General features: G+C 68.4%; 15 protein-coding genes. 4 read left to right on the top strand and 11 right to left on the bottom strand.

The features are described from left to right. Positions 1–62 precede the first annotated feature (62 nt). Positions 63–2,285 (top strand): NADP-dependent isocitrate dehydrogenase, encoded by a 2,223-nt coding sequence (locus tag C560_RS0108305; RefSeq protein ID WP_026537844.1) that lies wholly within the window; start codon positions 63–65, stop codon positions 2,283–2,285. 188 nt (positions 2,286–2,473) lie between these two features. On the opposite strand, the gene C560_RS0108300 is transcribed toward C560_RS0108305, so the two are convergent. The 10 genes from C560_RS0108300 to C560_RS0108255 form a co-directional block, all read right to left on the bottom strand. Then, a complete protein-coding gene (locus C560_RS0108300) occupies positions 2,474–2,992 on the bottom strand; it encodes a mucin-associated surface protein (protein ID WP_231494293.1) in 519 nt (172 codons plus the stop codon). Continuing rightward, complete coding sequence (locus C560_RS0108295; RefSeq protein ID WP_026537842.1) at positions 2,989–4,221, bottom strand: serine/threonine-protein kinase; 1,233 nt, start codon at positions 4,219–4,221, stop codon at positions 2,989–2,991. The genes C560_RS0108300 and C560_RS0108295 overlap by 4 nt, the downstream gene beginning before the upstream one ends. 448 nt (positions 4,222–4,669) lie before the next feature. Continuing rightward, the gene (locus C560_RS0108290; protein WP_026537841.1) at positions 4,670–5,998 is read right to left on the bottom strand and encodes a hypothetical protein; all 1,329 of its coding nucleotides are present in this window, start codon (positions 5,996–5,998) and stop codon (positions 4,670–4,672) included. A gap of 150 nt (positions 5,999–6,148) precedes the next feature. After that, the gene (locus C560_RS0108285; RefSeq protein ID WP_026537840.1) at positions 6,149–7,219 is read right to left on the bottom strand and encodes a Gfo/Idh/MocA family protein; all 1,071 of its coding nucleotides are present in this window, start codon (positions 7,217–7,219) and stop codon (positions 6,149–6,151) included. Between the two features lie 167 nt (positions 7,220–7,386). Beyond that, positions 7,387–8,094 carry an ABC transporter ATP-binding protein gene (locus C560_RS0108280; protein ID WP_026537839.1) on the bottom strand — a complete coding sequence of 236 codons (708 nt, stop codon included), beginning with the start codon at positions 8,092–8,094 and terminating at the stop codon, positions 7,387–7,389. A gap of 2 nt (positions 8,095–8,096) precedes the next feature. After that, positions 8,097–9,521: an ABC transporter permease gene (locus C560_RS0108275; RefSeq protein WP_026537838.1), complete on the bottom strand. Its 1,425-nt coding sequence runs from the start codon at positions 9,519–9,521 to the stop codon at positions 8,097–8,099. Between the two features lie 288 nt (positions 9,522–9,809). After that, positions 9,810–10,913 (bottom strand): substrate-binding domain-containing protein, encoded by a 1,104-nt coding sequence (locus tag C560_RS0108270; protein WP_026266659.1) that lies wholly within the window; start codon positions 10,911–10,913, stop codon positions 9,810–9,812. 67 nt (positions 10,914–10,980) lie between these two features. Next, complete coding sequence (gene mmsB, locus C560_RS0108265; RefSeq protein WP_018774773.1) at positions 10,981–12,249, bottom strand: multiple monosaccharide ABC transporter permease; 1,269 nt, start codon at positions 12,247–12,249, stop codon at positions 10,981–10,983. A 63-nt stretch (positions 12,250–12,312) separates the two neighbouring features. Next, the gene (gene mmsA, locus C560_RS0108260; RefSeq protein WP_026537837.1) at positions 12,313–13,869 is read right to left on the bottom strand and encodes a multiple monosaccharide ABC transporter ATP-binding protein; all 1,557 of its coding nucleotides are present in this window, start codon (positions 13,867–13,869) and stop codon (positions 12,313–12,315) included. A gap of 131 nt (positions 13,870–14,000) precedes the next feature. Next, the gene (locus C560_RS0108255; protein WP_018774771.1) at positions 14,001–15,191 is read right to left on the bottom strand and encodes an ROK family transcriptional regulator; all 1,191 of its coding nucleotides are present in this window, start codon (positions 15,189–15,191) and stop codon (positions 14,001–14,003) included. A gap of 242 nt (positions 15,192–15,433) precedes the next feature. On the opposite strand from C560_RS0108255, the gene C560_RS0108250 reads away from it, so the two are divergent. Next, on the top strand, positions 15,434–16,240 hold the full coding sequence (locus C560_RS0108250) for a nitrilase-related carbon-nitrogen hydrolase (RefSeq protein WP_026537836.1): 807 nt from the start codon (positions 15,434–15,436) through the stop codon (positions 16,238–16,240). Here C560_RS0108250 and C560_RS0108245 read toward each other — a convergent pair. Next, a complete protein-coding gene (locus tag C560_RS0108245; protein WP_026537835.1) occupies positions 16,219–18,057 on the bottom strand; it encodes a PucR family transcriptional regulator in 1,839 nt (612 codons plus the stop codon). The two genes, C560_RS0108250 and C560_RS0108245, sit on opposite strands and share 22 nt — an antisense overlap. Positions 18,058–18,168: 111 nt before the next feature. Between C560_RS0108245 and C560_RS0108240 the strand changes: the two genes are divergently transcribed. Both C560_RS0108240 and C560_RS0108235 read left to right on the top strand, forming a co-directional pair. Continuing rightward, the gene (locus C560_RS0108240; RefSeq protein ID WP_026537834.1) at positions 18,169–19,704 is read left to right on the top strand and encodes an amino acid permease; all 1,536 of its coding nucleotides are present in this window, start codon (positions 18,169–18,171) and stop codon (positions 19,702–19,704) included. Then, positions 19,701–21,398, top strand: coding sequence for a flavin monoamine oxidase family protein (locus tag C560_RS0108235; RefSeq protein ID WP_026537833.1), 1,698 nt, complete (start codon positions 19,701–19,703; stop codon positions 21,396–21,398). Before C560_RS0108240 ends, C560_RS0108235 begins: the two co-directional genes overlap by 4 nt. The last annotated feature ends 29 nt before the right edge of the window (positions 21,399–21,427 follow it).

The raw sequence follows: 21,427 nt of genomic DNA, 5'->3' as shown, positions 1-21,427 counted from the left end.
AGGGGTGTTGAGATAACACAAGATTCCGGAAATACCCAGACCTTCAGGGAGACGCCCGCGCAATGGCAAAGATTATCTATACCCACACCGACGAAGCGCCGATGCTGGCCACCTATTCGTTCTTGCCGATCATTGAGGCGTTCGCCTCGACGGCCGGTGTGGAAGTGGAGACCCGCGACATCTCGCTGGCCGGCCGCATCATCGCCGTGTTCGGCGACTACCTCACCGAAGAGCAGCGCGTCAGCGACGCCCTGGCCGAGCTTGGCGCCCTCGCCAAGACGCCCGAAGCCAACATCATCAAGCTGCCCAACATCAGCGCCTCCGTGCCCCAGCTGAAGGCCGCCATCGCCGAACTCCAGGGCCACGGCTACGCGCTGCCGGACTACCCGGACAACCCCTCCTCGGACGAGGAAACGGACATCCGGTCCCGCTACGACAAGATCAAGGGCTCCGCCGTGAACCCGGTCCTGCGCGAAGGCAACTCGGACCGCCGCGCCCCGCTCTCGGTCAAGAACTACGCCCGCCAGAACCCGCACAGCATGGGCGCCTGGACCCCGGATTCCAAGACCAACGTGGCCCACATGGACGCCGACGACTTCCGCTCGAACGAGCTGTCCGTGGTGATCGAGGCCGACACCAACATCAAGATCCAGCTCGTCAAGGAAGACGGCACCGTCAAGGTCCTCAAGCGTGCCTTCCCGGTCCTGGCCGGTGAGGTCATCGACGGCACCGTGATGCGCGCCGCGGCCCTGGATGCGTTCCTCGCGGCCCAGGTTGCCCGGGCCAAGAGCGAGGGCGTGCTGTTCTCCGCCCACCTCAAGGCCACCATGATGAAGGTCTCGGACCCCATCATCTTCGGCCACGTCGTCAAGGCCTACTTCGCGGACCTCTTCGCCACCTACGGCGAGCAGATCGCCGCCGCCGGCCTGAGCCCCAACAACGGCCTTGCCTCCATCCTCAACGGCCTCGACGACCTGCCGGAGGAGATCCGCGGCAACGTCCAGGCAGCCATCGAAAAGGGCCTCAACGAGGGCCCCGAACTCGCGATGGTCGATTCCGACAAGGGCATCACCAACCTGCACGTGCCCTCCGACGTCATTGTCGACGCCTCGATGCCGGCCATGATCCGCAGCTCGGGCCACATGTGGGGCCGCGACGGCCAGGAAGCCGATACGCTCGCCGTCCTCCCGGACAGCAGCTACGCCGGCATCTACCAGGTCGTGATTGACGACTGCCGCGCCCACGGAGCCTTCGATCCCACCACCATGGGCACCGTCCCGAACGTCGGCCTCATGGCCCAGGCCGCCGAGGAATACGGCAGCCACGACAAGACGTTCGAAATCCAGTCCGCCGGTACCGTCCAGATTGTCGACGACGCCGGCACCGTGCTGATCGAGCACAAGGTGGCCCCGGGCGACATCTGGCGCGCCTGCCAGACCAAGGACGTGCCGATCCGCGACTGGGTGAAGCTGGCCGTTACCCGTGCCCGCGCCTCCGCCACGCCCGCCGTCTTCTGGCTGGACAAGGGCCGCGCACACGACGCCCGGATGATCGCCAAGGTGGAGGAATACCTCAAGGACCACGACACCGAGGGCCTGGAAATCGCCATCATGTCCCCGGACGAGGCCACGGCCTTCACGGTGGAACGCCTCCGCAAGGGCGAGGACACCATCTCGGTGACCGGCAACGTGCTCCGCGACTACCTCACGGACCTCTTCCCGATCCTGGAACTGGGCACCAGCGCCAAGATGCTTTCCGTGGTGCCGCTGATCAACGGCGGCGGCCTGTTCGAGACCGGCGCCGGCGGATCCGCCCCGAAGCACGTCCAGCAGCTGCTCAAGGAAAACCACCTGCGCTGGGACAGCCTGGGCGAATTCCTCGCCCTGGCCGTCAGCTTCGAGCACCTCGCCACCAGCACCGGCAACGCCCGCGCCCAGGTCCTGGCCGACACCCTGGACCGCGCCACCGGCACGTTCCTGCTCGAGGACAAATCCCCGAAGCGCAAGGCCGGCGAGCTGGACAACCGCGGCAGCCACTTCTACCTGGCCAAGTTCTGGGCCCAGGAACTGGCCAGCCAGAACGACGACGCCGAGCTCGCCGCGGCCTTCGCCGCCGTTTCTGACGCGCTGAACTCCAACGAGGACACCATCACCGGCGAGCTCCTGGCCGTGCAGGGTTCCCCGGTGGACCTCGGCGGTTACTACCGGCCCGACGCGGCCAAGGCCGCAGCGGTCATGCGCCCCTCGGCGAAGTTCAGCGAAGTGCTTGCAACGCTGACCAAGTAGTCCCAGCCGCAGCGCGCTGCCGGAGCTGTGGCAATACGGGCCGGCGCCACGCAGAACGCCCCGTCTCCCGAAAGGGAGGCGGGGCGTTCTGCTGCCCGCCCGGGATTCCGGTGCGCCCATGGTTGCAGGGCGGCGGAAGGTGGGGCGGTCGGGCCGGCGCGGTGAGCGCCCGGCAAGGGCTGGGGGGATCAGCCCTTGCCGTTTCCCTTGTGCTTCGATTTCCCGGTGGCGGTCTTGGCCGGGGCCGGCGCCGGGGCGACGGCGGCCGGGGCCTTCCGCGCGGCAGCCGCCGCCTGAGCGGCGGCTGCCTGTTCAGCCGCTGCCTTTTCAGCCGCTGCCTTCTCCGCCGCCTTTCGGGCTGTCTCGGCCGCCTGCTGCGCGGCAAGATCCGCCCGGACGGCATCAATCGATGACTTGATGCTCTGGTGGCGTCTGAAGGACACCTCGCCGTTCGCGGCGAGGGCATCCAGGCGGGTCAGCAGCTCGTCAAGGTGCTGCAGGGAAGCGGCGGGGTCGTTGGCGGCTGCGGCCTCGCTGACAGCGAGGACGTGGGATTGCAGCTGCCTGGCCGCGCTGGGGCCCAGTTCGGGGGCAGGGGAGCCGCATCCGGCCAGCGCCCCGGCCGCCAGCAGTCCTGCGAGCAGGCTGGCGGGCATCCGGTATCTGCCCCGGCTGCGGTCTTGCCCGGCGTTTCGCGCACGGCTCATGGTTCCACGCCCTTCTGCAGTTCCCTCAGGTGATCGCCGAGCGGTCCTGTGACGGTGGTGGGGTAGGGGACGACGTCGGGCGCGGCGGGGGCGGACAGGGCGACCGCGATCGACGCCACGACGGCAAGGACTGCCAGCACGGCGAGCAGCACGGCGACGCGCGTGCGGGGCCGTGCCCGGAGGAACCATCTGGCCCCACGCGACAGGGAGCGGCGCCGGCGCGGCCGCAGCGGCAGGGCATCCGGGTCCAGCAAGTTCAAGGGGCGTGTTCCCGACGCCGCAGCCGCTGCGGCTCCGGACCGGGGAGGGCGGGGCCGCCGTGCCGGCGGGGCCGGGAGGACCCGGGTGGGTTCCGCTGTGACGGGCCCCGGCAGCGATCCGGGGGAAACGAGGGCAACGCGGAAGGCTGCCTCGAGCTCGGCGGCCGCGGGGCGGTCCAACGGGTCCAGGGCGGTCATGGCCTGGATGAGCCGGGCCCACTCCTCGGGCACGGTGTCCGGAATGACGGGGGCGCGGTGCAGGCGGGCCACGGCGGATTCGACTGCGCTGCCCGGGTACTCCACCTCGCCCTTGAGGCATTCGAGCAGGACCAGGCCCAGGGAGTAGATATCGCTCGCCGGACCGAGGTCGGCGCCGCGGGCCTGTTCCGGGCTGAGATAGGCCGCGGTTCCCACCATGGTTCCCGTGGCCGTCAGCCGGGTCCCGTCGATGATCCGGGCGATGCCGAAGTCTGTGAGCTTTGGCCGGAGCGGCTCGCCCGGCCGGACCGGCACCAGGAGGATGTTGGCGGGCTTGATGTCCCGATGGACGATGCCAAGGCCGTGGACGTAGGCGAGGGCATCGGCGATCCCGGCGCCGACCACGGCCAACTCGTCCAGCGGCAGGGGACTGTGGCGGATCCTGGTCCGCAGATCCTGGCCGTCCACGAGCTCCATGGTCAGGAAGGGCCGGGGCTCCTCGGGAATCCGGGTGTCCGTCCCGGCGTCGAACAGCGTCACCAGGCTTGGATGATTCAGGGTCGCCAGCAACTCGATTTCTGCTTCCTGGCGGCGAAGCTCGTCGGGATCGGCCGATTGCGGTGCAAAGAGCTTCAGGGCAACGTCCCGGCCAAGGTTCAGGTCCTTGGCCGTGTAGACCGACGCCATGCCGCCCCGGCCAATTACCTCCCCCAACTGATAGCGGCCGCCCAAGGGCTCCGCGATGATGCTGTTGGGCGAACTGTCCACGATGTCCCCGTACCTTCCGTGCGCGCCGCGGCGGCGCTCCTAAAGAATGATACGGGTACGGGTATCTGCTCCTGGTCCCTGAGGCGTGCGGCAGGACCCCCGGTCCCGATATCGACGGGTATTGCCTCACCGGCCGCTCATTCTCAGGCGCCCTTCCGCCGGAGCGTGCCGTTGGGTCCCCCAGCGGACCCAACGACCCCGCTCCGGCGGTACAGGACCTTGATAGGAGCGGTGGCATGCGCTAGGGCGGGCGGGGCTTGCAGCCGGGCCGTGGCTGCGGACCGCGGTACTCCGGGGGCGCGGGCGCTGAGGGGATCAGGCCTGCGGGAAATGAGGCGCCGGAAACCCGGCGGGGGACGGTCGTGTCCATGGGGGATTCTCCTGGGTGACTGTTGTCGGGCAGCAATGGCAGCCCGACGGGCCGTGCTCTGTGGAGACAGAGACGGCCCGACTAGTCAGGAGAAGAACCGGGATCAGCGCTAACGGCTGCGTACTCGTGCTGGAGCGGACCGCCGATGGGGTCGGCCCCGATGGTGGGCAGATAGAAGACCAGGCTGGGCATCCACGCAGCCGTCCCGGCAGGCCCGCTGCCGGAGTGCCCGCTGCCGGACCCCGAACCCGGAGCCGGCGGGAGTGCGTCAGGCGCAGGCAGGCCCGTGCCGCCATGCCACGGGCTTGGACCCGGGTTGCCGGAGGGAACCGGAGGTTTACCGGTCCCGGCAGGGGGCTCGGCCGGCGGGGCAGCGCCGGACCGGACAGGTGCCGCGCCGCGGGGTTCAGGGATCAGCAAGGCGGGATAGGCAACCGTGGCACCCGGGGAAGGATATGCCGGGACGGGGCGGGCTGCCTCGGTGCCGGTGGGAGCAGGCGCCGGCGGTTCAGGTGGTGCTGCCTTGGCGGCGGTTGCTTTTGCGGGGGCCGCCGGTGACGATGCGCCGTCGACGGCGGCCGGCGTCCCCGCCGGCGTTGCCGCTGGGACGTCGCCCGGGCCGTCGCTGCCCGAGGGCCCGGCCGCCGGGTCGCCAGGGAGCGGACCGGCTGGATCGGGACCCGGAACCGCGGGGTCCACGACCGGCGGAACATCGCCGGGACCCGGAACCGCGGGGTCCACGACCGGCGGAATATCGCCGGGACCCGGAACCGCGGGGTCCACGACCGGCGGAATATCGCCGGGACCCGGAACAGCGGGGTCCACGACCGGCGGAATATCGCCGGGACCCGGAACAGCGGGGTCCACCACGGGCCCGGTGGCCGGCGGGATGACGGCCGGTTCAGGGAGCGACGGGCCAGGGTTCGAAAGGCCAGGGTTCGAAAGGCCAGGGTTCGAAAGGTCAGGGTTCGAAAGGTCAGAGTTCGAAAGGCCGGGGACCGCCGGATCCGGCGCCGCCTGCCCAGGCGCGGGCGGTGGCGAGTCCGCATCCGCAGGATCAGCGTCGGTGCCCGCGGGCCCGTCCGGGTCGGCAGAAACGACGTCCGCGGCCACTGTTCCCGGCCCCGGAACGGCGCCCGCCGCCCAGGTGCCCGCCGGGACCGCAGCGATGTCCACGGAGACCACGCCGTCGAGGGAGGGGACAGGGAGGTCGTCGGCGTCCGTACAGGCGACGGCGGCCGCGCTCTCACCGGCGTCGTCGGCGGTCCCGTAGAGCGTGCAGGCGTCGTCCGCTTGTGCGGCCGTGCAGGTCAGTGTCAGCCACGCGGCGCCGGCAACGGCGGCCAGGAGCGTGCGGCGCAAGGGGCGCAGGGTCCGGCCCGCGCGGGAGGCCGCAGCTGCTGGATCCATGCGCGCACCCCCGCTCCGGGAAAACTGGACAATTGCCTACAGGGTAAGTCGGCCCCAACAGGAGAGTCCAGAGCGGAGCCGAAACTGTAGGCATACCGAGACACTTGGGATGCCGGGTCCGTTGCCTGGGGGCGTGGAAAGCGGGAGCCGTTAGTGGGCGTCGTTGGGGTAGCTCACGCCGAGTTGCGCGCGTACGCCGTCGAAAAGCCGCATGGTGTTCAAGGAGTCCTCCAGCGGCATCACCGGGCTCTCGGTGAGCCCCTGCTGGACGCACCGCGTGACCTCCCGGAGCTCGTAAGTGTAGCCACGTCCCACCACGGTGAACTGCTCCGTCCGCGGCTCCTCGAAGCCGATCCGGACCAGCAGTTCCTTCGGGTTGTTGATCGATCCCTGGCTTTGGAGGTAGCCCTTGCTGCCGGCGACGGTGGCCGTGCGGGGTCCATAGGCCATCAACGATGAGGTCAGCTGGGCCTGGGCGCCGTGGTGGTAACCGAGCGTCAACGCATTCTGGGCGTCCACGCCGTCGTCGTTCAGCCAGCCGGTGGCGCTGACCGTTTGCGGGAACCCCAGGGTGCCGAGCGCCCAGAGCAGGGGATAAACCGTCATGTCCAGCAGGGCGCCGCCACCGTCCTTGGGTGCCCAAAGCCGGGAACCGGGCGAGTACGGCGCCGGAAAGCCGAGGTCGGCGGCGACCCACTTCACGTCGCCGATCTCGCCCGAGGCACCGATCTCGAACGCCCGCTGCATGCTGGGCAGGAACCGGCTCCACACCGCCTCCATCAGGAACAATCCGTTGGTCCGGGCCGCCGCGATCAACTCGGCTGCTTCCCGGGCGTTGATCGTGAGGGCCTTCTCGCAGAGCACGTGCTTGCCGGCGTTGAGGGCGGCGAGGGCGATCTTGTGATGGTGGGCGTGCGGGGTGGCGACGTAGACGACGTCGACGGCGTCATCGGCGAGCAAGCGGGCATAACCGCTCGCGCCGTCCTGGTCACCGTAGGCGCGGACAAAGCCGTAGTCGGCGGCGAACGCTTCCGCGGCCGCCTGTGTGCGGGAGCTGACGGCGTACAGTTCCGCATCCGCCAGCAGCGCCAGGTCGCGGGTGACCGAAGCGGCGATCCCGCCGGTGGCGATGACCCCCCAGCGCAGCCTGGCGCCGGTGGCTGTGCGGGGATCCTGGTCCGGCTGGCTGGACAGCCACGGCTTCGCGATGAGGGCAGACATGGTGCCATCTTCTCATCCGGGGGCGGACAGGCCGCGGTGGTGACGGCCCTGGCATGGCGGAGGTTCAACGCGGGAGGTCAGTTGGGGAAGTTCAGCTCATGCGGTTCGACGCCGGAACCGCGGGCGGGCCCCCAAGGCCCGCCCGCAGCTCCGACTTCAGCCGGACCTCAGCCCGTCAGGGCCGCCGTCGCAGGGGTCCGGGCCGTTTCCTCCGTGAGCCGGCCCTGCTGGAGCCGGAAGCGCCGGTCCGTCTTGTTGGCCAGGGCGCGGTCGTGGGTGACCACCAGGATGGTGGTGTTGTGGTCCCGGCTGAGCGTGCTGAGCAGCTCGATGATGTGCTCGCCGGTCTGTTCGTCCAGGTTGCCGGTGGGTTCATCGGCCAGGATCAGCTTGGGTTCGTTCGCCAGCGCCCGGGCGATCGCCACCCGCTGCTGCTCGCCGCCGGAGAGCCGGTTGATGCGCCGCCCGTGCTTGTCCGGATCGAGCTGGACCTGTTCGAGCAGCTGCCTGGCCCGCTCGGCCCGGGCGGCCTTGCGCACGCCGGCGAATTCCATCGGCAGCATCACGTTGTCCACGGCCGAGAGGTTAGGGATCAGGTTGAACTGCTGGAACACGAAGCCGATGTCCCGGCGCCGGTAGTTGGTCAGCTTCCCGTCCGGCATGCTGGCCAGGCTCACGCCGTTGACCACCACATCGCCGCTGGTGGGCTTGTCCAGCGCCCCGAGCAAGGAGAGCAGGGTGCTCTTGCCGCTGCCGCTCTTGCCCACGATCGAGGCCAGCGTGCCCTGCTCGAGCTCGAAGCTGACATCGTTGACCGGCTTGATGGTCCGGTCGCCGGACTTGAACGTGCGGACCAGGTTCTTGACTTCGATCATGGCTATTCTCCTCGGAGGACTTCGATGGGACGGATGCGGGCGGTGAGCAGGGCCGGGACGAGCGCGCCGATGATGGCGACGCCGAAGACTGCGGCGATGCCCGCGGCAATGACGCCGGGGGAGGCGCTCGCCGTCACGGAGGTCAGCAGCTGGCTGGCCCCGCCCAGCGGGCCGCCCGCCCCGCCCGGGAACCCGCCGGGGCCGCCGCGCTGGCCGGTGGCCGCCGCGCTCGTGCTGGACGAGCTGATGAGGGCGCTGGCGATGCCGCCGCTGGCAAGGGAGGCGACGGCGGCGCCCACCACGCTGCCCAGGGCCACCAGCACGAGGGCCTCCAGCACAAACTGCAGGCCGATGGTGCGGTTAGGGGCGCCGATGGCCTTCAGGACGCCGATTTCGCGGCGGCGTTCGCGGACCAGCATGACCATGATCAGGAGGATGATCAGTCCTGCGGTGCCAAGGGCGGCGACGAAGGCGATGAAGGAAATGTTCTTGACGCTGTCCAGCGAGCTGACGGCGGTCTCAAGGTTCCGCTGGCCTTGGGTGACGTCGGCCTTGTCGGAGCCGAGCGCCGCCTGCAGGGCGGTCTTGGCGGCGTCGACGTTTTCCATGCTGTTGACCGTGACGATCATGGTGGAGAGTTCGTCCGGCAGCGCTGCGAGGGTCTGTGCGGTCGGCAGCGTCACGTAAAGCGCATTGTTGCCGAATGCGGTCCCGGAGTCGAACAGTCCCTGGACGGTAAAGGTCTTGTCCTGGATGGTGAAGGTCGAACCCACTTTGAGGCCGTTCTTCTCAGCCAGGGTGGTGCCCAGCAGGGCACCGGTGGACGCGGCGGTGTAGTTGCCCAGGCCGGTGCCCTGCGTCAGCTGCAGGGCCTTGCCGGTGGAGTCCACCTCGGCGCCGATGCCTGTTGCCGTGATGGGCAGCGAGAATGCCGGTGCGGCCTGCGCGGTGCTGCCAGTCGTGCCCGTGCTTCCGGTGGCGCCGGTGCCAGCTTGGTTACGGTTGCCGAGCGTGCCGGCGTCGACGGCGGCCGTGAGGCTCGTGGTGACGGACGTGGCCGACTGCCCGCCGGGCCCGCCTTGGCCTGTCCGTCCGGATGCGGCCTCAGCGGCGATGTCAGCGGCGTTGCGCAGGCGCAGCGCCTTGGTGCCGACCACGCTGCTGACGTTGGGGACAGCCGCCGCTGTGGCTGCCTGGGCGGACGTCAGCGGTTCGCCGCCGCCCTCGAACCCCTGGCCGCCGGCCGGGTTCACGGTCAGGACCGTGCCCACCGAGGCGTTCAGCTCGGCAACCTTGCCGGTGACGGCCTGGTTGGCCACGAGCATGGCCAGGGCGAGTCCGATGGCTACGGCCAGCACCGCCACCACGGCGGCGGTCCTGACCTTGTTTCGAAAGGCGTTGCCTACACTCCGGGCAAGAACGCTCACGGTGCTCCTAATTTTTCTTGGTTGTCTCTGGGGTGTCCTTTGCCGGACCCGATGCCCGGCGCTGGTCCCACAGTGGTACGGGCCGCTGTGCGAACCTCCCCGGGGAGCTATGGATCTGCTGTGAAGCGCCTCGTCGCAGACACGGCCGCAGGCACGGGCGCAGGCAAGGTCACCGCCAAGGGCGCAGGCAGCGCATCACGGCCAACGCAAGAGCCCCGGCCCTCCCTTGCGGGGGAGCCGGGGCTCTGTTGTCTGGCGCGGCCTGTGAAGCGAGCGCCTAGACGGGAACTACTGCTTGGTGATCGGTCCGAGTACCGGATCGTTCACGTACGCCGTGTGGACGTTGTCCTTGGTCACGATGACCGGCTCCAGCAGGTACGCGGGAACGGTCTTGACCGTGTTGTTGTAGGACTTGTCGTCGTTGATCTCGGGCGTCTTGCCTGCCTGGATGTCGTTGACCATGACGATCGAGTGCTCAACGAGCGCGCGGGTGTCCTTGTTGATGGTGGAGTACTGCTCGCCCGCCATGATGGACTTGACGGACTCAACCTCGGAGTCCTGGCCGGTGACAACCGGGATCGGCTTGCCGGCGGCCTTGACGGAGGTGATGATCGCGCGGGCCAGGGTGTCGTTCGGGGACAGCACGCCATCAAGCGGGGCGGTGCCATAGGTTCCGGCGAGCAGGGTGTCCATGCGCTTCTGGGCGTTCTCTGCCTTCCAGCCCTGGGTCACGGCCTGTTCGAAGGTCGTCTGGCCGGAGAGGACCTTGAGGGTGCCGTCGTCGATCTTCGGCTTCAGGACGCTCATGGCGCCGTCGAAGAAGACCTTCGCGTTGGCGTCATCAGGGGAACCAGCGAAGAGCTCGATGTTGTACGGGCCTTCCGGCTTCTTGGCCTTCATGCCGTCCAGCAGCGCCTTGCCCTGGAGTTCACCGACCTTGAAGTTGTCGTAAGCCACGTAGTAGTCCACGTTCGGGGTGTTCAGCAGCAGACGGTCGTACGCAATGATCGTTGCGCCGGCGTCCTTGGCCTGCTGGAGCTGGGTGCCCAGCTGTGCACCGTCAATGGCGCCGACGATGATGACCTTGTCGCCCTTGGTGATCATGGCGCTGATCTGGTTCTGCTGCTCCGAGACGCCGCCGTTGGCGAACTGCACGTCCGGCTTGTAGCCGGCCTGGGTGAGGCCGTCGTTGAACAGCTGTTCGGCCAGGACCCAGTTTTCGGAGGTCTTCTGCGGGAGTGCGACGCCGATCGAGGAGCCCTTCGGGAATGCTTCGCCTCCGGTGGAGGAACCGCTGGTGGTGCCGGTGTCGGAACGGCCGCAGGCCGTCAGCGCCAGTGCCGCAATAGCAGCGATTGCTGCTGCCTTTCCTGCTTTACCAATCATTCGCATTGCTTGGTTCACTTTCTTTTGGTGGTGTGCGGAGAATTTGTGGGGTTGGGGGAACCGGGGGAGGGGACTAGATTCCCCTCGAGATGACCTCTTTGGTCTGGGTGGTCTCGTCGGCCTTGATCTCGCTGCTGCGGCCGAAGTTCTTCATCAGCATGCCGACGATCGACTTCTTGCCCTGGGTCTTGTTGTAGACGTCGAACGCGACGGCGATCAGGAGCACGAGGCCCTTGATGATCTGGGTGAGGTCGGCGCCGACGCCGAGCAGCTGCAGGCCGTTGTTCAGGACCGCCATGACCAGGCCGCCGATGATCGAGCCGATCACGGTGCCCACGCCGCCGGTGACCGCGGCGCCGCCGATGAAGACGGCCGCGATGGCGTCCAGTTCCCAGCCCACGCCGTCGAACGGTCCCGAGGCGGTGGAGCGGCCGACGAAGATCATGCCGGCGAGGCCGGCCAGGAAGGACATGTTCATCATGACCAGGAAGTTGACCTTCTTGGACTGGACGCCGGAGAGCTCCGCAGCGTGCCGGTTGCCGCCGACCGCGTAGATATGGCGGCCGATGACGGTCTTGGAGGAGATGAAGCCGTAGACGATGATGAGGACGGCGAGGATCAGGCCCGGCACCGGGAAGGACGTGCCCGGACGGCCGGTGGCGAAGAGGTACGTCGCGTAGAGGATGGCGCCGCAGACCAGCACCAGCTTCAGGACCATGACCCAGGTTTCAGGGACCTCGGCGCCGAGCTTCTTGGCGTTGCGGCGGGACCGGATCTCGCTGAATATCACGAACGCGACGGCGAGCAGGCCGATCAGCATGGTCGGGTTGTTGTAGCCGGTCTTCGGGCCAAACTCGGCCAGGTAGCCGGAGCCGATGTACTGGAAATCCGCCGGGACCGGGATGGTGTTCGACTTGCCGACGAACTGGTTGGCGCCGCGGAAGATCAGCATGCCGGACAGCGTCACGATGAACGCGGGAATGCCGACGTAGGCCACCCAGAATCCCTGCCAGGCGCCGATCAGGACGCCGAGCCCCAGCCCCATCAGGACGCCGATGTACCAGGGCAGGCCCCAGTCGCGGATGAAGAGTGACACGCAGACACCCACGAAGGCCGCAACGGAACCGACCGAGAGGTCGATGTGCCCGGCAATGATGACCAGCACCATGCCGATGGCGAGGATCAGGATGTAGGAGTTGCCGTTGAAGAGGTTGATGACGTTGCCCGATGTGAGCGTGCGGCCCTCCGTGAAAATCTCGAAGAACACGATCAGCGCAACCAGGGCGAAGATCATGCCGAATTGGCGGGTGTTGCCGCCAAAGAGCTTCTTGAGCGCGTTCATTGTTTCAGTCCTTGTTTCCGGAGTGTTCGGGGTGTTCGGATTGTTCTGGTTTGTCCCAAAGGGTCAAGCGGTCTTGCGGGCGGACGTCATGAGTTTCATGAGGCTTTCCTGGCTGGCTTCGTCCTTGTTCAGCACGCCGGTGATGGCGCCTTCAAAAATCGTGTAGATCCGGTCCGAGAGTCCCAGCAGCTCGGGCAGCTCCGAGGAAATGACGATCACGGCCTTGCCCTCGTTGGCCAGCTTCTGGATGATGCCGTAGATCTCGTACTTGGCTCCGACATCGATCCCGCGGGTGGGCTCGTCCAGGATCAGCACGTCCGGGTCGGTGAACATCCATTTCGCCAGCACGACCTTCTGCTGGTTGCCGCCGGAGAGCTTCGCGACGCCCTCCTCCACGGAGGGCGTCTTGGTCCGCAGCGACTTCCGGTATTCCTCCGCGACGGCGTACTCCTTGTTGGCGTCCACCACGAAGTTCTTGCTGATCTTGCGCAGGTTTGCCGAGACGGTGGTGGCCTTGATGTCATCGAGCAGGTTCAGGCCCAGGGACTTGCGGTCCTCGGTGACGTAGCCGAGCCCGGCGTCGATCGCCTGGCGGACGTTCTTGAGCTGCAGTTCCTTGCCGTCTTTGTAGACATGGCCCGAGATGAAGCGGCCGTACGAGCGACCGAACACGGACCGGGCCAGTTCGGTGCGTCCGGCGCCCATCAGGCCCGCGAACCCGACGATCTCGCCGCGGCGGACGAAGAAGCTGGAGTTCTTGCAGACCAGGCGGTCCTGGATCTGCGGGTGCCCGACGTTCCAGTTCTTCACCTCGAAGAGGACATCGCCGATCTTCGGCTCGTGGTCCGGGAACCGGGATTCCAGGGTCCGGCCCACCATGCCCTTGATGATGCGGTCCTCGTCGACGCCGTCGGCCTTGACGTTCAGGGTCTCGATCGACTTGCCGTCGCGGATGATCGTGATCTCATCGGCGATCTGTTCGATCTCGTTGAGCTTGTGCGAAATGATGATCGAGGTGATTCCGCGGCCCTTGAGGCCCAGCATGAGGTCCAGCAGGTGCTGGGAGTCGGACTCGTTCAGCGCCGCCGTGGGCTCGTCCAGGATCAGGAGCTTGACCGACTTGTTCAGGGCCTTGGCGATCTCGACCAGCTGCTGCTTGCCGACGCCGATCTCCTTGATGGGGGTCTCCGGGTCCTCGCGCAGCCCCACCCGGGCCAGCAGTTCGGTGGACCGGGTCCGGGCTTCGGCCCAGTCGATCACGCCGCGCTTGGTGGGCTCGTTGCCGAGGAAGATGTTCTCCATGATCGACAGTTCGGGGATGAGCGCGAGTTCCTGGTGGATGATCACGATTCCGGCGTGCTCGCTGGCCCGGATGTCCTTGAACTCCTGGACTTCGTTCTGGTAAACGATGTCGCCGGTGTAAGTGCCGTAGGGGTACACGCCCGAGAGCACCTTCATCAGGGTCGATTTCCCGGCGCCGTTCTCACCGCAGATGGCGTGGATCTCGCCGGCCTTCACCCGCAGGCTCACATCGGCCAAAGCTTTAACGCCGGGGAACTCCTTGGTGATGGAGCGCATCTCGAGGATTAGCGGATCACTGTGCGTGTTGAGGGACGTCATCTGCCCTTACGCCTCCAATGCATGACTTCGTTGTCCGCCCCTGCAAACCGCAGGGCCGTCTGATGGAAAAGTAAACTGGATCACAGCCCTTGTCGTCAAGTCTTTAACGCAACGGGCGCATAACGAAATGGTTAGTTTCGCCGGATTCCGGCGTGCTGGAAGACCAGGGCCGTGGCTCCGAGGGCCTCGGCCCGGTCGCCCAGGGACGACATCGTGAGGGTGGTTGTCTCGCCGATGACCGGCACCGCGTGGCGGATCAGGCCGCGCCGGATCGGGTCCAGCAGCAGCTGGCCAAGGCCTGCCAGGGGGCCACCGACCACTATGACCTCGGGGTTGATCAGGTTCGCCACGTTGCCCAGCGCGCGCCCGACGGCGAGTCCGGCGTCGTCCACGACACGGAGCGTGGCGGAGTCCTTCTCGAGGGCCTTGCGAACGATGTCCCCGGGCGAGAGCGGCCGGTCCTCGCCGCGGCTCAGGAGCTCGATCATGGTGGTGGTGGAGGCGATGGTTTCCAGGCAGCCGCGGTTCCCGCACCGGCAGATCAGTCCGTGCTCGTGGATGGTGGCATGGCCGATTTCACCGGTGATGCCGACGTTGCCGTAGTACGGCGCGCCGTTGAGGATCAGCCCAGCGCCGATGCCCGAGCCGATCTTGAGGAACATCAGGTTGCTGATGCCGCTGTGCGGCCCCCAGGTGACCTCGGACAGGGCGCCCAGATTGGCGTCGTTGTCTACGAAGACGGGGAGTTCCAGCGCTTCTTCGAGGCGTTTGAGGATGTTGATGCCCACCCATTCGGGCAGGATCGCGCCCTGCGCCACGGTGCCGGTGCGGCGGTCGATGGGGCCGGGAATTCCGACGCCGGCGCCCACCAGGGCGCTGCGTTCCACCCCACTGTCCGCGAGCAGCCGGTCCAGCACGCCGACGGCGGCCTGGATGCCTTCCTCGGCGTGGTGGCCCAGGGGCAGCAGGACCGACTCTTCGGCGATCACGTGGTAGCTCAGTGAGGCCAGCACGACGCGCAGGTGGCGACGGCCGAAGTCGATCCCGACGGCGACGGCTCCGTTGCTGTTGAGCCGGACATTCAGGGCGCGCCGCCCGGAACTGGTGATGGGTTCAGTCGAGGCCAGCCCGGCGTCCTGCATGATCTTGACGATGTTGGAGACCGTGGCTGTCGAAAGGCCGGTCTGGCGGGCCAGTTCCGCCTGCGTGGACGGTCCCGCTAGGAGGCATTCGATGATCCGCTGCTGGTTCAGATGCCGGAGGGCGGACTGCGACCCGGGGTTCTTGGTTCGGCTCCTCGTTGAGCGCGTTGGTGAGGGCATGCTATGAAGCGTGACGCATTCGCGGCTTGCAGTCAAGAAGTTAACGCAATGGTAACGGCCGCGCCGGTCGAATGCCGGGCGAAGGGCGGTCAGCATTCCCCGTGTGTGCCGCAAGGACGTTTTGCCCCGCTGGCCTGCTGTCCGGGTGGAAATGCACCACACCCCGTGTTCCGGGCCGCGGTTAGTCTGGGTCGGGAGAGCCCGCCGTGACCCGCGGAGGCGCCCGGAAACGTGAGGTGGTAATGGTGCTGCTGGCCCTGATGCAGGCGAACTCCGCCGTGCTGGACGTCGAGGCGAACTGCGCCGCGGTGGAGGTTGCGGCGCGCAATGCGTCCGCTGCGGGCGCGCAGCTGCTGGTGACCCCGGAACTCTTCCCCGTGGGCTACGCGCCGCGGCGGCTGCGGGAGGCGTTCGATCCCGGCAGCTTGCCCGCGCTCCGGGAAATCCTGGCCGGCATCGCGCGGCGCAACACCATCGCCCTGGTCTACAGCCTGCCCACGGTGACACCGGCCGGCGGGTGGCACATTTCCGCCACCCTGGTCGACGAGGCAGGCGACGAACTGCTCAGTTACGACAAGGTGCACCTGTTCGGCCCGGACGAGCGGGCGGCGTTTACACCCGCCGAGGCTGCCCCCGGCGTCGTGGATTTCCACGGGCACAAAACGGCGCTGGCCATCTGCTACGACATCGAGTTTCCCGAGTCGGCGCGGGCGGCCGCCCTGCGGGGCGCGGACCTGCTGCTGGTGCCGACGGCACTCGCCGGCGGATTCGACGTCGTGCCGCAGGTGCTGATCCGGGCCCGCGCTCTGGAGAACCAGCTGACGGTCGCCTACGCCAATCACGCCGGATCGGAAGATGACTGCGACTTCCGGGGCGGCAGCATCGTCGCCGGCCCGGACGGCTCGATCCTGGCCGTGGCCGGGGAGGGGCCGGAACTGTTGTTTGCCGAATTGGGTGAGCCCGGACGCGCCGCCGCAGACGGCATCGAGGACGCCGTGGACTACCTGCGCGACCGCCGCCCGGAGGTCTACCGCTCCTGGGGAGTCTGACCTGCGCTGGACGCCTGAGCTGCGCTGGACGCCTGAGCTGCGCTGGCCGGTGCGCCGGGCATCTCGGGGCCGTCCTGGTACTGCAGGGCAATCCAGAGTTCCGCGCGCGCCTGGGCCTGGTTGAGGTCAAGGCCCAGCAGCTCAGCGATGATCCCGATCTGCCGGCGGACGCTGTTTCGATGCAGTCCCGTGGCCTTTGCCGTGGCGTCCCAGCTTCCGTTTTCACCCAGCCAGGCCCGCAGGATGCCGAGGAGGCTGTCGCGGCGCTCCGGCTCGAGGGCGAGCAGGGGCGCCAGCAGACGGCCCGCCAGCAGGGTGCCGGCAGCCGGTCCCAGCAGGCCGGCGACCGACCACGTCACGTCGTCCGCCCGGACGCTCCGGCGGCTCGTGAGAACGCGGTTGCGCAGCGAAGCGGCGTGCCGATAAGCCTCCGGCAGGTTCGCGAAATCGGTGCTGCTGCCGATCACAAGGCGCCAGCCGAGCCGCTCCACGTCGGCGAGCAGGGCGTCGTCGACCTTCAGCCTGGTGATGGCGGCAAAGCCGTACTCGGTGAGCTCCACCAGCTTGGTGTCGAACAGCCGCCGCCACTCCAGCAGCGCCCGCACCGGAGCCTCGCCAGGGCGCCCCGGGGCGCCCGCCGCGCCCGCAGCGCCCGCAGTTTTGGGGGTGTCCGGGGCGCCCGCCGCGCCCGCAGCGCCCGCAGTTTTGGGGGTGTCCGGGGCGGCGTCAATCCGGACACCCTGCACGACCCGCAGCTGGCCGGACCGGGTGGAGGAGATGCTTTGGGCCAGCAGGTCCTTGAACCCGTTGACATGCCGTGCGGATCCTGAGGCCACGCTCTCCGGGTGCAGCAGCAGCGCCGTGGCCAGCTGGCTCGGGGCCAGGGAGCCGCTGATGCGCTGGCGGACCAGCAGTTCCAGCAGCCCGACCGCGGTGGAGACAACGCTGTTCTGGGCCGGGGTCAGCGGGGCGTCCGTGCCGAGGATGAGCGCGCCGAGGTTGGCGTCCCGGGTGCTGCGCAGCGGATACCCGAAGACGAGGGACGAGCCCGCGGCGTCGAACGAGTCCATCTCCACCCGCGGGCCGCTGCCGGCGAGCAGCCTGGCCAGCAGCGGCTGCAGGTCGGCGGAGTCAACTCCCGGCACAGTGCCGGCAGTGCCGCCGGCGGCCCGCGGGGCGGGGGAGGGGCCGGAGCCGCGGGCGCGCACCCGCCCGTCGGCGCCAACCAGCACGGCCCAAACCGGGACGCGCTGGACCAAGGCCGCGAGGAGTTCGTGCTCGGGGCGCGCGGACAAGACCGCGCGCATGAGCTGCCGGCTGGTGTCGGCCAGCTGGCGGAAGGTCTTGGCGTTGTCCGACTCGAGAAGCCGGGAGAATTCCAGTCCGAGCGCGGCGAACGGGAGGCTCTCCGGGATGGCGACCAGGGTCAGGTTGTGCTGCCGGCAGGCCCGCACCACGGCATCGGGCACGGCGTCGAAATACGGTTCCAGGCCAAAGCCCAGGGCGCCCACGCGGGCCTGGACCAGGCGCTGCACGTAGGCATCCACCGCCTCCTCGCTCCCTCCCTCGCCCACGAACGGCAGGCCGGCCGTGAGCAGGAACTCGCCGTCGAGCAGGTAGGGGGTGGGGTCTTCCAGCTCACTCGGCTCCACCCAGCGCAGGCGCTCCTGCCCGTTGCCGCCGTCGTGCACGACGCCCAGGGCCGGCAACTGGCCAAGGAACTGCGCCAGCGTGACGAAGCCGAGCCGCTCCGGGTCCTCAGCAGCCACAGCCGCGGCCCCCGTGCCGGCCGCCCGAACAACGGCGTCCAGGTGCATTAAGTCTCATGAGTGAAGACTACAGGTCATTTTGCACAACCTTGAGAGGTGGCTCACACGCCTAGGGTTGGTTCGGGAAACCGACCACTACTGAAGATAAGGACGTCAACGATGACTGTGCCAACTCTGATCGGCGAACGCCCGCCGGCGGAAGCCGGCCGTCCCGGGCTCACCGCCCAGCTCCTGCGCCGCAAGCCGATCGGACAGCTGGTCCGGGAGGCCGAGACCGGACACGGCGGCACGCGGCTGGTCCGCAGCTTCGGTGTCCTGCAGCTGACCATGATCAGCGTCGGCGCCACCCTGGGCACCGGCATCCTGGTCATCCTGGGCCAGTCGGTGCCGCTCGCCGGCCCGGCTATCTGGATCTCCTTCGCCATCGCCGGCTTCGCCGCCCTGCTCTCCGCCGTGTCCTATGCGGAGATGGCCGGCCTCGTCCCTGCCGCCGGTTCCAGCTACTCCTACACCTATGCCACCATGGGCGAGGGCATGGCCTGGATCTGCGGCTGGTGCCTGGTGCTCGAATACGCCGTCTCTGTGGCCGCCGTCGCGGTCGGTGCGGGCCAGTATGTCAACGAGGCCCTGTCGGTCTTCGGCCTGGAACTCCCGGATGCCATCTCGCAACCGCCGGGGGCCGGCGGCGTGCTGAACATGCCCGCAATCGTGATTGTGGGCCTGGCCACGGTGCTCTTGGTCCGCGGCGCCAAGGAGAGCGCCTGGATCAACACGGCGATCGTCCTGGTCAAAGTCGGCATCCTGCTGTTCTTCTGCGCCGTGGCCTTCACCGCCTTCAACGACGGGCACTTCGCGCCCCTCATGCCGATGGGCGCCGCCGGCGTCTCCGCCGCAGCCTCCCGGGTCTTCTTCTCCTACATCGGCTTCGACGCCGCCTCCACGGCCGGCGAGGAGGCCCGCAACCCCAAGCGCGACCTCCCGCGGGCCATCCTGCTCTCCATGCTGATCGTCACCAGCATCTACGTGCTCGTGGCCGTCGCCGCCATCGGCGCGCGCCCCTGGGGCTGGTTCGACGGCACCGAGGCGGCCCTCGTGAAGATCCTCGAGGAAATCACCGGCCAGCCGTGGGTTGGCGTGGTGTTCGCCGTCGGCGCCGTGCTCGCCATCGCCAGCATCGTGCTGACCGTCCTGTACGGGCAGACCAGGATCCTGCTCTCGATGTCGCGGGACGGCCTGGTGCCCAAGGTCTTCGGCCGGATCTCGGCCCGGACCGGCACGCCGGCCGCCGGAACCCTGATCGTTGGCACCGCCGTCGCACTGACCGCCGGCCTGGTGCCGCTCGGTGCCCTCGCGGACGCGACCAGCATCGGCACCCTGTTCGCCTTCGCCCTGGTCAATGTGGCAGTCCTCTACCTGCGGCGGACCCGCCCCGAGCTCACGCGCAGCTTCCGCGTCCCGCTCTTTCCGCTGACCCCGATTCTCGGCGCCCTCATGTGCGCCTACCTCATGGCCAACCTCGGCGCCGAGACCTGGGCGGTGTTCGCTGCCTGGATGCTCGTTGGCTGTGCCGCCTACTTCGGCTACGGCCGGAAGAACTCCAGGGTGGCTGCCCTGAGCCACAAGGAATACCTTGACCTATCAAGCCGCCAACCAGACAACACCACACACCAGGACCTTAAGGCAGAGATCTCATGACCATCGCCACCGAACTTCCGGCCCCTCGGCCCGCTGCTGAACCGGGCGCGGCGCCCATCACCATGCTGAATCCGGACTTCCCGTTCAGCTACGACCACTACCTCGCCCACCCGGCGGGCCTAGGATCGGTGCCGCCCGAGCTTTACGGGACCGAGGTCGCCGTCGTCGGGGCCGGACTGTCCGGACTGGTGACCGCATATGAGCTCATGAAGCTGGGTCTGCGGCCCGTGGTCTACGAGGCCGACCGGATCGGCGGCCGGCTGCGGACCGCCAGTTTCCCGTCCGCGCCGGGGATCGTGGCGGACCTCGGCGGAATGCGTTTCCCGGAATCCGGCAAAGCCTTCTACCACTACGTGGACCTGCTCGGGCTGCAGACCCGGGCCTTCCCCAATCCACTGGCGCCGGCGACCTCCAGCACGGTGATCGAGCTCGCGGGCCAGAAATACTATGCCGAGACCGCGGCCGACCTCCCGCCGTTCTTCCGTGAGGTGGCGGACGCGTGGAAGGCCGCCGTGAACGACGGCGCCGGGTTCGCCGAGATGCAGGACGCCATCCGCGCCCGGGACACAGCCCGGATCAAGGACCTCTGGAACGCGCTGCTCCCGCAGCTGGACGAGCAGACGTTCTACGGCTTCATCGCCGGCAGCGACTCCTTCAAGGAAGCCGGATTCGCCCACCGCGAGGCCTTCGGGCAGGTGGGATTCGGCACCGGCGGCTGGGACACCGACTTCCCCAACTCGATCCTCGAAATCCTTCGCGTGGTCTACACCGACGCCGATGACCGGCACCGGCTCATCGACGGCGGCGCGCAGCGGCTCCCCGAGGCACTGTGGGAGCACACGCCGTCGGGCATGGCCCACTGGCCGGACGGCACCTCGCTGGCCTCGCTGCACGCAGGCGCGCCGCGCGGCGCGGTCGACCGCATCGCCCGCGACGGCAGCGGCGACTTCCGGATCCGCGAACGCTGGGGTCGCGAATCCGCCTACCCGGCGGTGGTGACCACCTGCCAGTCGTGGCTGCTCTCGACCCGGATCCACACGGACGAGGCCCTGTTCCCCGCCGAACTGTGGACGGCGATCGAGCGCTCCCACTACATGCAGTCCTCCAAGACCTTCGTCATGGTGGACCGGCCGTTCTGGAAGGACATCGACCCTGCCACCGGCCGCGAGGTCCTGTCCATGACGCTGACCGACCGGCTGAACCGTGCTACCTACCTGCTGGACAACGGTCCGGACCAGCCGGCCGTGATCCTGCTGTCCTACACCTGGAACGACGACGCGCTGAAGTGGCTCTCGCTCACCGCAGAGGAACGGGCGGAGCTCATGTTGCACTCGCTGCAGCAGATCTACCCCGGCGTGGACATCGCCAGCCACATCGTGGGCCAGCCGATCACCGTCTCCTGGGAGGCCGACCCCAACTTCATGGGCGCCTTCAAGGCCAACCTGCCGGGGCACTACCGCTACCAGCAGCGGCTCTTTACGCACTTCAAGCAGGACGGGCTGCCGGCCGAACAGCGCGGGATCTTCCTCGCCGGCGACGACGTCTCCTTCACCGCCGGCTGGGCCGAGGGAGCCGTCACCACCGGGCTCAACGCCGTCTGGGGCGTGGTCAACCACCTCGGTGGCTCCACCCCCGCCGGGAATCCCGGACCGGGCGAGCTGCTCTCCGAGCTCGGGCCGATCGCCCTGGACTGAGCGGCGCCGGCTCCGGCGCCGGTTTCCTC

Origin of the sequence: Arthrobacter sp. 9MFCol3.1, from assembly GCF_000620385.1 — a bacterium.
Classification (GTDB): Bacteria; Actinomycetota; Actinomycetes; order Actinomycetales; family Micrococcaceae; genus Arthrobacter.
This window is presented reverse-complemented; position numbering and strand designations above follow the sequence as displayed.